General features: G+C 69.3%; 9 protein-coding genes. 6 read left to right on the top strand and 3 right to left on the bottom strand.

Annotation, left to right across the window (positions count from 1 at the left end; all coding sequences use genetic code 11):
- Window positions 1–82: 82 nt before the first annotated feature.
- Window positions 83–1,789 (top strand): (2,3-dihydroxybenzoyl)adenylate synthase, encoded by a 1,707-nt coding sequence (locus ACAG24_RS16060; RefSeq protein ID WP_370473710.1) that lies wholly within the window; start codon window positions 83–85, stop codon window positions 1,787–1,789.
- On the opposite strand, the gene ACAG24_RS16055 is transcribed toward ACAG24_RS16060, so the two are convergent.
- Window positions 1,790–6,934: a type I polyketide synthase gene (locus tag ACAG24_RS16055; protein WP_370473711.1), complete on the bottom strand. Its 5,145-nt coding sequence runs from the start codon at window positions 6,932–6,934 to the stop codon at window positions 1,790–1,792. It lies immediately after the preceding gene.
- 132 nt (window positions 6,935–7,066) lie between these two features.
- Window positions 7,067–7,450 carry a nuclear transport factor 2 family protein gene (locus tag ACAG24_RS16050; protein WP_370473712.1) on the bottom strand — a complete coding sequence of 128 codons (384 nt, stop codon included), beginning with the start codon at window positions 7,448–7,450 and terminating at the stop codon, window positions 7,067–7,069.
- A gap of 48 nt (window positions 7,451–7,498) precedes the next feature.
- Here ACAG24_RS16050 and ACAG24_RS16045 point away from each other — a divergent pair, with 48 nt between their 5' ends.
- On the top strand, window positions 7,499–8,359 hold the full coding sequence (locus tag ACAG24_RS16045) for an LLM class F420-dependent oxidoreductase (protein ID WP_370473713.1): 861 nt from the start codon (window positions 7,499–7,501) through the stop codon (window positions 8,357–8,359).
- Here the strand turns inward: ACAG24_RS16045 and hemW are convergent, their stop codons facing one another.
- Window positions 8,360–9,535 (bottom strand): radical SAM family heme chaperone HemW, encoded by a 1,176-nt coding sequence (gene hemW / locus ACAG24_RS16040; protein ID WP_370473714.1) that lies wholly within the window; start codon window positions 9,533–9,535, stop codon window positions 8,360–8,362.
- A 77-nt stretch (window positions 9,536–9,612) separates the two neighbouring features.
- Here hemW and ACAG24_RS16035 point away from each other — a divergent pair, with 77 nt between their 5' ends.
- The 4 genes from ACAG24_RS16035 to ACAG24_RS16020 all read left to right on the top strand — a co-directional run bounded on the left by ACAG24_RS16035 (window position 9,613) and on the right by ACAG24_RS16020 (window position 12,958).
- The gene (locus ACAG24_RS16035) at window positions 9,613–9,735 is read left to right on the top strand and encodes an Ms4527A family Cys-rich leader peptide (protein ID WP_374150783.1); all 123 of its coding nucleotides are present in this window, start codon (window positions 9,613–9,615) and stop codon (window positions 9,733–9,735) included.
- 120 nt (window positions 9,736–9,855) lie between these two features.
- Window positions 9,856–11,553, top strand: coding sequence for a nitrite/sulfite reductase (locus ACAG24_RS16030; RefSeq protein WP_370473715.1), 1,698 nt, complete (start codon window positions 9,856–9,858; stop codon window positions 11,551–11,553).
- On the top strand, window positions 11,550–12,257 hold the full coding sequence (locus tag ACAG24_RS16025; RefSeq protein ID WP_370473716.1) for a phosphoadenylyl-sulfate reductase: 708 nt from the start codon (window positions 11,550–11,552) through the stop codon (window positions 12,255–12,257). Before ACAG24_RS16030 ends, ACAG24_RS16025 begins: the two co-directional genes overlap by 4 nt.
- Window positions 12,254–12,958, top strand: coding sequence for a sirohydrochlorin chelatase (locus tag ACAG24_RS16020; protein ID WP_370473717.1), 705 nt, complete (start codon window positions 12,254–12,256; stop codon window positions 12,956–12,958). Before ACAG24_RS16025 ends, ACAG24_RS16020 begins: the two co-directional genes overlap by 4 nt.
- The last annotated feature ends 6 nt before the right edge of the window (window positions 12,959–12,964 follow it).

The raw sequence follows: 12,964 nt of genomic DNA, 5'->3' as shown, positions 1-12,964 counted from the left end.
AAAGGCAGGCTGCCCTAACTTTGAGGAGGCTACCCTATATTCGGGTCACCGAAAACTCCTACCCAGAGCGGCGAATTGACTGATGAGCACCGGATTCTTGCCCGATCGCGGCAATGACCAGCAGACCGGACCGGACCGAGGACCGGACCGAGGACCGGACTGTGGGGACCTGGCGCGCGGCTTCGTCCCATTCCCGCAGGACCGCGCAGACGAGTATCGGCGGGCCGGCTACTGGGCCGACCGCGCCCTGGACACGATCCTGAGTGACGCCGCGGCGGCGTGGCCTTCCAAGCCGGCGATCGTGGACGCCGAGCGCTCGTTCACGTTTGCCGAGTTGGACGTCCTCGCCGACCGGGCGGCCGCCGGTCTGGCGCACCTCGGCATCGCCGCCGGTGACCGGGTGCTGCTCCAGCTGCCCAACTCGTGCCAGTTCGCGATCGCGCTGTTCGCGCTGCTGCGCGCGGGGGCCGTCCCCGTCATGTGCCTTCCCGGCCACCGAACGGCTGAACTCGGCCACTTCGCCGAGGTCAGCGGCGCGGTGGCGCTGATCATCCCCGATCAGGCGGCCGGTTTCGACTACCGCGAGATGGCCACCCAGCTCGTCGGCGAGCACGCCGCTCTGCGCCACGTCGTCGTCGACGGGGACAGCGGGCCGTTCGTGCCCTGGTCCTCGATCGCCGCGTTCGACGGCGCGCCGGTCGAGCGCCCTGCCCTCGACCCGTCGCTGCCCGCGCTGCTGCTGGTCTCGGGCGGCACCACGGGCCTGCCCAAGCTGATCGCCCGCACTCACAACGACTACGTCTACAACGCGGTCGCGTGCGCGCAGACGTGCGAGATGACCGCAGCGGACGCCTATCTGGTCGCCCTGCCGGCCGGGCACAACTTTCCGCTGGCCTGCCCCGGCCTGCTCGGATCGATGACCGTCGGCGCCACCACGGTGTTCACCGCGGACCCCAGCCCGGAGAACGCCTTCGCGCTGATCGACAGGTACTCGATCACCGTCACGGGCCTGGTCAACGCACTGGCCAAAGTGTGGGCCCAGGCCTGCGAATGGGAGCCTGTGCTGCCCACCTCCCTCCGTTACGTCCAGGTCGGCGGATCCCGGATGAGCCCGGAGGAGGCCCGGTTCATCCTGGAGCGACTCACGCCCGGGATGTCCCAGATCTTCGGGATGGCCGAGGGGATGCTGAACTTCACCCGGCCCGGCGATCCCGAGGACGTCGTGGTCCACACGCAGGGCAGGCCGATGTCCCCCCACGACGAGATGCGGGTCGTCGACGACAACGGCGACGAGGTGCCACCCGGCGAGGAGGGCGAACTTCTGGTGCGAGGGCCCTACACGCTCAACGGCTATTACCGGGCCGACGACGCCAACGCGCGATCGTTCTCCCCCGATGGCTTCTACCGCTCCGGCGACCGGGTCCGCATCTTCACCGAGGGCCCGCGGGCGGGCTACGTCGAGGTGGTCGGCCGCATCAAGGACGTCATCCACCGCGGCGGGGAAACCGTGTCGGCGACCGACCTCGAGGACCATCTTCATACCCACCCTGCCGTCTATGCGGCGGCCGCCGTCGCGCTGCCCGATGAGTATCTCGGTGAGAAAATCTGTGCCGCAGTGGTTTTCCGCGGCAAGCCGATCACCCTGGCAGAACTCAACGCGTTCCTGGACGAACGCGGCGCGTCCAAACATGCGCGGCCCGACGTCCTCGTCGCGGTGCCGTCGCTGCCCAGCACGGCGGTCGGCAAGGTTGACAAGAAGCAATTGGTGGCCCGGCTCAGCGCCCCGTGATCACGCCTGCGCGGCCACCTCGCCCTGCGGTGTGAGCAACTCCACGATCCGATCGGTGACCGCTGCTGCCGTCGGGTGTTCCCACAGCAGGGTGGGCGGCAGCGCCAGGCCGGTCCGCTTCTCCAGTGCCCGCCGCAACGCCACTGTCATGATCGAGTCGACGCCCGTCTCGACCAACGGGACCCGCGGATCGATGTCGTCGGTGACGAGGCCGAGTTCGGCCGCGACCGCCTCGATGACCTGCTGCGCGACCCAGTCGTCGAGATCGGCGTCGCCGGGCCCGGCCGGCGGCTCGCCACCGCCGGAGGTCACATGTGCCGATGGCGCGACGTCCGCGAACATCGGCACCGCTGAGGCCTCAGGAAGAAGCGGCAGCACAACGACATTCGGGTCCTCGCCGCGCATCGCCGAGTCCAGGGCACGAAGAGCGTCGTCGGCGCCCACCGTTCCCATCCCGAGTGCTTCGAGCTGCGCTGCGACAAATCCCGATGTCGACCCCATCCCGAGGCCCCGCCACGCGGTCCACGCGACGGAGACCGTGCGGTCTCCGAGATTGCGCCGGTGGCGTGCGGTCGCGTCGAGGAATGCGTTGGCACACGCATACGCGCCCTGCCCGGGGAATCCGGCGAGATAACCGCAGGAGGAGAACAGGACCATCCAGTCCAGCTGCTCCGGCGGGAACATCTCATGCAGCGTAAGCGTGCCTTCGACCTTCGGACGCATCGCGGTCCTCAGGTCGTCGGCCGACGTGTTGAGCAGCAGCGCACCGGCTTCCACGCCGGCGGCGTGCACCACGCCGCGGACGGGAGGCATGTTCCGCAGCACCGCCCGCAGCCGGTCGCCGGCGTCGGGCGCACCGATGTCGAGGGCCGCGACGTGGACGGTCACGCCACGTTCCTCCAACGCCGACACCGCGCGGATCGCCCCGTTCTGCCTCTCGGCGCTCCACTCTTCGCGGTGGGGCATGCCCGATCGGGACAGCAGCACGAGTCGGCGCGCGCCGAGATCGGCGAGGCGCTGGGCGATCCGGAGTCCCAGCGCGCCGGTGCCGCCGGTGATCAGGTAGGTGCCGCCCGGGGTGCATGTCATGGGCGCACCGGCTGCAGGGTGCGCGTCGGTCAGTCGCGCCGTCAGGGCCGTGCCGTCACGGACCACGACGACTCCGTGGCCGTGCAGCGATGCGAGGATATGTGCCGGAAGCGGATCGTCGGCGAGGTCGATGACGCCTCCCCACAGTGCCGGATGCTCGGATGCAGCGACGCGGGCCATCCCCCACAGTGGGGCGTGAACCAGGTTCGCGCCCTCGTGCACACGGCGGGTCAACACCCACAACCTGGCCCGAGATCCTCTGTCGTGCATGGTTTTCACGATGTGCAACAGCTGCTCGGCACACTCGGTCGGCGAATCTGCGATGCAGGGAACGAAAAGCACGACGGCGTCCTGATCCAGCCCGTCGGGCAGCTGATCCGCGCCGGCGCAGACGTGACTTGTCACCCCGGCGTCCACGAGATCACGGTGCACAGAGGCGATTTCGATGCCCGAGCCGCCGACGAGGGCGACCGACGACGGAAGAGCATCGGGTTCGGCGGGTGTCTGGTGCCATGCGATGTGGTGCAGCAACCGGGACAGGTCGCTGCCGGCGGGGTTCTCCAGCTCCTCGAATGTCATCGCCGTGATCGAGGCGCGGACCGTCCCGGAGTCGTCGGCGATCGACACGTCGGCACTCGTGCCTTCCCGGCGGCGGATGTGCAGCAGTGCCACCGCGGGAGGCTCACCCCAGGCGTGCACGCGGTCGATCCGGGCAGGCATCCGCAACCGCGGGGGCCCGTCGAAGACGGTGGATGCGGCCGAGGTCGCCGCGTCGAGCAGACCCGCCCACGTCGACGGTGTCGATCCGTCGGGCTCGGCCATCACGCGCACCAGCGATTCGCCTTCACCACGGCGCATGTCGAGCACCTGCCAGCCGAACCCCATCGCCGCCACCCCGACACCGGCGAGGGTGTCGACCACGTGACCGGGGGGCAGCTGCTCGGCGCACCGAGCCCACGCGTGGGCGTCCACAACGGCGCCCGGCTCGTCCCGAAGATCCTGGTCGGTCGCGGCGACCGCGCTGCAGTGGGTCAGCCAGCCGCCGGAGAGGTCGGCGTTCTGGTCGACGGCGCCGGTGTCGGTGAGCCGTGACGAGATGCGCAGCGACCGGTCCTGCAGGACGACCTGGATGTCGCGCGGCCGGCCGGGCGGTACCGGCGTGCGCAGCCGCACATCGGTCAGACCCGAACCCGCGGCGTTCAGGAACGTGTGGAGAAGCACTGCGGCAGGGACGATCTCGGTCTGCTGCACGGGATGGTCGCCGGGATAGGGGCGATTGCCCATGTCCAGCCTGGTCTGCCAGATCCGCGCCGGAACCTCTCCGGTCACGTCCAGCACACCGCCCAGGAGCGTGTTCGTCAGGGGGTCGTGCAGTGCGCGCGTACCGGGCGGCGGCGTGGGTGTGCGCCAGAAGCGGCGGTGCTGCCACTGCGTTCCCGGCAGATCCGCGGCCCATCGGGTGCGCGTGGTCATGCCGTGCGCCACGGGCGCGCCATGGCAGAAAAGCCCCGCCACCGCGGCCCCTACGGAGCGGCGCTCCGGCTGGTCGCGTCGCAGCACGGGTACCACGGCATGCGCGTCGAGGCCCATCCCGAGCAGCGTCTCGACAATCGAGTGGGACACCACGGGGTGAGCCGACACCTCCAGGAACAGCCGGTGCCCGTCCTCGGCGGCCGCCCGGACGGCCTCGGCGAACCGCACCCGCCCCCGCAGGTTCATCACCCAGTAGCCGGGTCCGCGCGACCTGCCGGACCGCGGATCTTCCAGGGCCGTCGTGTAGAGCGGCACACGGGCGGCGCCCGGTGCCGGGAGTCCCCCGACCAGGCGCGCCAATTCGGCGGTGAGCGCGTCCATCGCGGGACTGTGGAACGCCACATCGGTGTTGACCCGACGCACCGTGACACCTTCGGCGCCCCAGGCGTCGACGATCTCGTCGACGGCGGCGACCGTGCCGGAGACGACGGTGGACTCCGTCGATGCGCTGATCGCGGCGACCACGTCGGTCCGGCCCGCGAGACGGCGATCCGCCTCGTCGAACGGCAGCCGCACCAAAGCCATTGCGCCCCGGCCCATCACCGACCGGAAGCCCCTGGCCCGGTAGCACGCCACGGCGGCGCCGTGCGTCAGGTCGAACACCCCGGCCACTACACACGCCGCGACCTCACCGACGGAATGACCGATCACCGCGGCGGGAGCCACCCCACGGTCCTTCAGGACGGCCGCGAGGCCGACCTGCATCGCAAATGTCAGAGCCTGCACCCGGTCGGTGCCGCCGAGTTGCTCGGCGGTCAGCGCTTCCCTGGCGGAGAATCCGAGCTCTCTGGCGAACACGACGTCGACCTCGTCGATCGTCGCCGCGAAGGCGGGTTCGGTCGCCAGCAGCTCTCGGCCCATGCCTGCCCAGTGCGACCCATGACCGGAAAACACCCAGACCGCACCGTCTTCGGCATTCGGGACGACGCTGCCCGTCACGACGCGGGGGTCGCGAACCTGGGTGGCCATCGCCTCGAGGGCACCGATGGCGGCGATCGCCGCCTGGGCGTCGGGAAGTCCGTCGGTGACCACCGCTGCCCTGACGGCCTCCTGGGATCGCCGGGTCCACATCGTGGAAGCGACGTCGCCGACGGCGAAGTCCGCGGCGCGCAAGCGCGATGCCAGCGCCGCCGCCTGTGCGGCCAGTCTGGACTCCGAACGGGCCGACAGCGGTATGAAAGACGTTGACCGACTTGTTGTTTCGGTGTCGACCGGGACGGGCGCCTCTTCGAGGAGGACGTGGGCGATGGTGCCGCCGTAGCCGTAGCTGCACACCGCTGCGCGGCGCGGTTCGCCGCCGCGCGGCCAGGTTTCGACAGCGGTGGGCACCCGCAGCCCGCTGCTCGCCCAGTCGACGGCCGTGGTCAGGTTCTTCACCCCAGCCGTGGGGGGCAGCAGCTCGTGGTGCAACGCCAGGGCGACCTTGATGAGCCCGACCACGCCGGCCCCGCCCTCCAGATGTCCGACGTTCGGCTTCACGGAGCCGATGGCGCACGGAGCGTCGCGGCGATCGGTTCCGTACACCGCCGACAGTGCGCCCACCTCGACGGGATCGCCTGTGGGAGTACCGGTTCCATGCGCTTCGCAGTAGTCCACGCTGGACGGCTCGACGCCGGAGACACGACACGCGAGCCGGAACAGGTCGGCCTGGGCGTCGCCGTTCGGCGACATGATGCCCACGGTACGGCCGTCCTGCGCGACGGCGCCGCCGCGCACCACAGCGAGCACCCGGTCACCGTCGCGCAGCGCGTCGTCGAGGCGTTTGAGGACCACGACGCCCGCGCCCTCGCCGCGTCCGTACCCCTCGGCGTCGTCGTCGAAGGTCTTGCACCTCCCGTCGGGCGCGGTCGCGCCGGCGACGTCGAGAACCCGTGTGAGGCCGGGCCCGATGAGCGCGCTGACGCCACCCGCGAGTGCCAGCGACGTCTCCCCGTCACGCAGCAACTGGCAGGCCTGATGGACCGCGACGAGCGACGCCGCACACGCGGCGTCGAGCGCCACACTCGGGCCGCGCAGATCGAGCAGGTGCGATACGCGGTTCGCCACGCCACACAGCGAGGTGCCGATGCCCGTCCACGCCTCGATCCCGGCGAGGTCCTCCATGATGAGCTTGCCGTAGTCGTCGGAGTTCACGCCCATCAGCACGGCGGTGTCGCTACCCGCCAGCGACCGCGGCGCGATCCCCGCGTGCTCCAGCGCCTCCCACGACACCTCCAGGGCCAGCCGCTGCTGAGGGTCCATCAGTTCGGCTTCGCGCGGGGACACACCGAAGAAGTCGGCGTCGAACCCGGGGAGGTCGTCGAGGAACGTGCCCCACGGCGTCGTCTCACGCAGGATCGCCGCGTTGCGGGGATCCCGGTGGACGTAGGGCTCCCACCGTTCGGCCGGCACCTGCGACACCGCACTGCGCCCGTCGAGCAGGAACGAGAAGAGGTCCTCCGGTGTGGCGATATCGCCCGCCAGACGGCAGCCGATGCCGACGATGGCGATCGGGGCGGGGGGCTGGGCGTTGTTCAGCTCCACGTCGGCCGTGCCGGCGATGTGTGGATAGCCTTCCCTAAGGCTCGCTGCGGCATGTCGGACATCCTGGCACAAGGACTTTGCTCACAGGGACTTACCCGGCGCGTGCTGTGGAATTCCTGCGAGCGGCGTTCGTCACACCCGCGGCGACGGTTGCGCTCCCGGGTCCCCGGGGTCGACCTCCACCGCATACGACGTGATGGTGGTGATCTGCTCATCGGCGAACTCGTAGATGGCGCAGCTCGCGACGGCCGTCATCCCGTCGGGCCGCACGTAGCGGACGACGGTGTCGACGGCGACGACGTCGTCCCCCGCCGCGGTGACACGGCGGTCGAACTCGACCGAGGTGCCCTGCAGGCTCTCCGTGGTGTCCCGGCACGTGCGCCGCACCGCGTCAGCCCCCTCGAGGACCATGCCGCCGACGATCGTCCACTTCACGTCCTTGGCGAGATGACCGAGCGCGTCGTCGAAGCGGTGTTCAGAGAACGCACGGGCGACGGCGGCCGGATCGAATGCCATAAGCACGACCGTAGCGCCCCGAGCGACCGGCACGGTATGAGTAGACACATGAAGCTGTCGGGAGTGGGTCTGTGGAGTTCGCAACTGCGATACGGAAATCCGGAGGAAGCGGCCGAAGCCGCCTCGGAACTGGACGGGCTCGGCTTCACGGCCCTGTGGATCCCCGACGTCGGGGGGCCGGTGCTCGACTCGGTGGAGAACCTGCTGTCGGCCACCCAGAAGACGGTCATCGCGACGGGCATCCTCAATCTCTGGATGCACGAGCCCGCCGACGTGGCGTCGCGCTACGCGACGCTGACCGAAGCCCACGGTGAACGCTTCCTGCTCGGTATCGGCGTCAGCCACGCACCGCTGATCGACTCGAAGGAACCTGGCCTGTACCGCAAGCCGCTGGCGGCGACGGAGAAGTTCCTCGACGCCATCGACGCCACCTCTGCTCCGGTGCCGCACGCGAACCGGGTGCTCGCCGCGCTCGGACCGAAGATGCTGCAGCTGTCGAAGTCTAAGGCCGGTGGCGCCCACCCCTACCTGACGACGCCCGACCACACGCGTCAGGCCCGCGACGTGCTCGGTGAGGGTCCGCTGCTGCTCCCCGAGCAGACCGTGTTGCTCACCGACGACCGCGACGAGGCCCGCGGGATCGGTACCGATTGGCTGCGGTCGTATCTCGCGCTGCCGAACTACGCGAACAACCTGCTGCGACTGGGGTTCACCGAAGAGGACCTGTCCTCGGTGAGTGATCGGGTCTTCGACGCGCTCATCGCATGGGGTGACGAGGACGCCGTCAGGAGCCGCGTCCAGGAACACCTCGACGCCGGCGCCGATCACGTCTGTGTCCAGGTACTCACCGCCGACCCACGGGAGTTCCCGCGGGAGCAGTGGCGCAGGCTCGCATCGGCCCTGCTGTAGTCAGCTCAGCAGGTCACGCACGACGGCGTCGGCCAGCAGCCGCCCGCGGTCGGTGAGTACGAGGCGGTCGTCCCGCGCCCGCAGCAGTCCGTCCGCGACCGCGCGGTCTGCTCGCTCACGTTCGGAGTCCGCGAGAAGCCGCTGCGGAAGGCCGGTGCGCAGACGGATCCGCAGCATCACATCCTCGACGTGGCTCGTCTCGGCGTCCAATTCCTCGTATTCGGCGACCGGTAACTCGCCGGCGTCGAGCGCCTGGGCATAAGCGTTGGGATGCTTGACATTCCACCATCGGGTCGCGCCGACGAAACTGTGCGCACCGGGGCCGGCGCCCCACCAGTGGCCGCCGTTCCAATAGCCGACGTTGTGTCGGCACTCCCCACCGGGGCGGCTCCAATTCGACACCTCGTACCAGTCGAACCCGGCGTCGGCGAGGCGTCGGTCGAGCAGTTCGTAACGGCGCGCATGCACGTCGTCGTCGGGCGCGGGGATCTCTCCGCGGCGCACCCGCCTGGCGAGCGCAGTGCCGTCCTCGACGATGAGTGCGTATCCCGAGATGTGGTCGACGCCGGTTTCCACGGCCTCGCTCGCCGTCCGTATGAGATCGTCGTCGGTCTCCCCCGGCGTCCCGTAGATCAGGTCGAGATTCACGTGATCGAAACCCGCTGCGCGGGCCTCCCGGGCGGCGGCGAGCGCCCGCCCCGGCGAGTGCACACGGTCCAACGCCGCCAGCACGTGGGGCGCGGTGGACTGCATCCCCAACGAGATGCGGGTGAATCCGGCGCCACGTAGGTCGGCGAAGAACTCTGCAGACGTGGACTCCGGATTGGACTCGGTGGTGACCTCGGCACCGGGCGCGAGCGTGAAGCTGTCGCGGACGGCGTCGAGGACCGCGGCCAGTCCGGTAGATCCGAGCAGCGACGGAGTTCCACCACCGATGAATACGGTCTCCACGTCGGGGGCTGTGCCGAGCCGGCCGGCAGCCAGCTGCAGCTCCGTCCGCACCGCCGCCAGCCACCCCTCCGGGTTCGCGCCTCCCAGCTCGCCGGCGGTGTAGGTGTTGAAATCGCAGTAACCGCACCGAGTCGCGCAGAACGGGACGTGGACGTAGATGCCGAACGGCCCCCGCGCGGGCGACTGCATCTCGGGCAGTTCGGCGCGCGCCGCGGTGACAGGCATGCCACCAGTGTCCCAGCCGCCGGGTCGGGCGCACTTTCGCTCACCCTGAGCGCAAATATCGGCCGGTTAGGGCTGATGTGGGTGTCCGTGGCACAATCGGACCCGTGACTGCAGCCCACAGATTCCCTCGCCGGGTCTCGCTGGTGGCGCGCCGCCATGTCGATTTCAAGCGCGTCTGTAGCTGTTGCTGTCTTCCTTAGCCGCTATTCCGTAGGACCCAGCCCTCACCCCACGTACAGCTGGCCGCCGGATCTGCGCCGCCGGACAGCCCCCCGGTGGGAAGCGCGATCTGAACGCCGGCTCCGACCAGGAGCCCCACCATGACGACAGCACCCAAAACATCTGCCGGCTCGCCGGCGGCAAAGCCCGTGAAGCGCCCCAAGGGCGAAGGCCAGTGGGCACTCGGCTACCGCGAGCCGCTCAACGCCAACGAGCAGTCCAAGAAGGACGACAACCCGCTCAACGTGCGGGCCCGTATCGAGAACATCTACGCCAAGCAGGGCTTCGAGAGTATCGACAAAGGCGACCTGCGCGGCCGCTTCCGCTGGTGGGGTCTCTACACGCAGCGCAAGCCCGGCTACGACGGCACGTGGACCGGTGACGAGAACACCGACATGCTCGAAGACGAGTACTTCATGCTGCGTGTTCGCAGCGACGGCGGTGCCCTCACGGTCGCGGCGCTCCGTACCCTCGGCGCCATCTCGACAGAGTTCGCCCGTGACACCGCCGACATCTCCGACCGGCAGAACGTGCAGTACCACTGGATCGACGTGCGGAACATGCCGGAGATCTGGCGCCGTCTCGACGAGGTCGGTCTGCAGACCACCGAGGCGTGCGGCGACTGCCCCCGCGTGGTGTTGAACTCCCCGCTGGCCGGCGAGTCGCTCGACGAGGTCATCGACGGCACCCCCGCGGTCGACGAGATCGTCAAGCGCTACATCGGCAAGAAGGAGTATTCCAACCTGCCGCGCAAGTTCAAGACCGCGATCTCCGGGCTGCAGGATGTGGTGCACGAGGTCAACGACGTCGCGTTCATCGGGGTGAACCATCCCGAGCACGGTCCCGGCTTCGACCTCTGGGTCGGCGGAGGGCTGTCGACCAACCCGATGCTGGGCCAGCGCGTCGGCGCGTGGGTGCCCCTCGACGAGGTGCCCGACGTCTGGGAGGGCGTCGTGAGCGTGTTCCGCGACTACGGCTACCGCCGGCTGCGCGCGAAGGCGCGGCTGAAGTTCCTGATCAAGGACTGGGGCGTGGAGAAGTTCAGGGAAGTTCTCGAGACCGAGTACCTGAAGCGGCCACTCATCGACGGGCCCGCGCCCGATCCGGTGACCAGGCCCATCGACCACGTCGGCGTGCAGAAGCTCAAGAACGGCCTCAACGCCGTCGGTGTTTCCCCGATTGCCGGACGTGTGTCGGGCACCATCCTGAGCAAGGTCGCCGACCTGGCCGAAGCCGCAGGAAGCGACCGTGTCCGGTTCACGCCATACCAGAAATTGATCATCCTCGACGTCCCCGACGAGAAGTTGGACGAGCTGCGTGCGGGCCTGGATGCGCTGGGGCTGCCGTCGACGCCGTCGCACTGGCGGCGCAACCTGATGGCCTGCACGGGCATCGAGTTCTGCAAGCTCAGCTTCGCCGAGACGCGCAGCCGCTCGCAGGTGCTGGTGCCCGAGCTGGAGAAGCGGCTGGAGGACATCAACGCCCAGCTCGACGTGCCGGTCACGATCAACATCAACGGCTGCCCCAACTCGTGCGCGCGGATCCAGGTCGCCGACATCGGCTTCAAAGGTCAGATGGTCGACGACGGCAACGGCCCGGAGGAGGGTTTCCAGGTGCACCTCGGCGGCAGCCTGGGCCTGGACAGCGGTTTCGGTCGCAAATTGCGCCAGCACAAAGTGCTGGCCACCGAGCTCGGTGACTACATCGAGCGGGTTGTCCGCAATTTCGTGAAACAACGAGAGCAGGGTGAGCGTTTCGCTACGTGGGCCATACGAGCAGACGAGGCGGATTTGAGGTGACCGAATTGCTCACAGAGGCGGACCTGCAGCAGTTGGCTGAGCGTGGAGCTGCTGAGCTGGGTGAGAACGCGAGCGCACAGGACCTGCTGCGCTGGACCGACGAGAACTTCGGTGGCAACTACATCGTCGCGTCGAACATGCAGGACGCGGTGCTCGTCGATCTCGCGGCGAAAGTACGGCCGGGAGTGGATGTGCTCTTCCTCGACACCGGTTACCACTTCGTCGAGACCATCGGCACCCGCGACGCTGTCGAGGCCGTGTACGACGTCAACGTCGTCAACGTACGTCCGGAGAACTCCGTCGCCGATCAGGATCGTCTGTACGGCAAGGACCTCTTCGCGCGCGATGCGGGCGCGTGCTGCGGCATGCGCAAAGTCGAGCCGCTGTCGAAGGCGTTGCGCGGTTACAGCGCATGGGTGACCGGTATCCGCCGGGTCGAGGCGCCCACTCGCGCCAACGCGCCGTTGATCAGCTGGGACAAGGCTTTCGGGCTCGTCAAGATCAACCCGCTCGCTGCGTGGAGCGACGACGACATGCAGGACTACATCGACGCCAACGGCATCCTGGTCAATCCCCTTGTCGACGAAGGCTATCCGTCGATCGGATGCGCGCCGTGCACCAACAAGCCGATCGCGGGCGCCGATCCGCGCAGCGGTCGCTGGGCCGGGCAGGCCAAGACGGAATGCGGGCTGCACGCCTCGTGACGCTCGTCTTGACGGCGCACGGCAGTGCCGATCCGCGGTCCGCCGCGACGGCCGGGGCGATCGTCGACTGCATCCGGCGACTGCGGCCGGGCCTGGATGCGCGAATCGCGTTCTGCGAGAAGAACGCTCCGAATCTGCGCGATGTGCTGTCGACACTGCGGGGACGCGAGGCCGTCGTGGTCCCGCTGCTGCTCGCCGACGCCTACCATGCGCGGGTCGACATCCCCGCGATGATCGCGGAGTCCGGTGCCGACGTCGTGCAGGCCGACGTCCTCGGGGAGGACGATCGGCTGATCCACGTGCTGCGGCAGCGGCTCGAGCACGCCGGGGTGTCACGGTTGGATCCGCGGGTCGGCGTCCTCGTCACCGCGGTCGGCTCGTCGCGGGGGGATGCGAACGCACGCACGGCATCGGTCGCCGACGAGCTCAGGCAGACCACCCGCTGGAGCGCGACCACGGCGTTCGCCACCGGCCCGCAGCCGACGCTCGCCGACGCTGCGGATCTGCTGCGGCAGCGCGGAGCCACGCGACTGGTCGTCGCGCCGTGGTTCCTCGCGCACGGCCGCATCACCGATCGAGTGGCAGATTTCGCTGCGGCACAAGGAATCCCGATGTCGGCGCCACTGGGCGCGCATCGTCAGGTCGCCGAGACGGTCCTGGACCGGTTCGACTCCGCGATGGCACACCGGACCGCTGCGTGATCCCGG

The sequence above is a fragment of the Mycobacterium bulgaricum genome, from assembly GCF_041287165.2.
GTDB classification, from domain to species: domain Bacteria; phylum Actinomycetota; class Actinomycetes; order Mycobacteriales; family Mycobacteriaceae; genus Mycobacterium; species Mycobacterium bulgaricum.
Note: the sequence above shows the minus strand (reverse complement) of the source record. Positions and strands in the feature narration are given on the sequence as shown.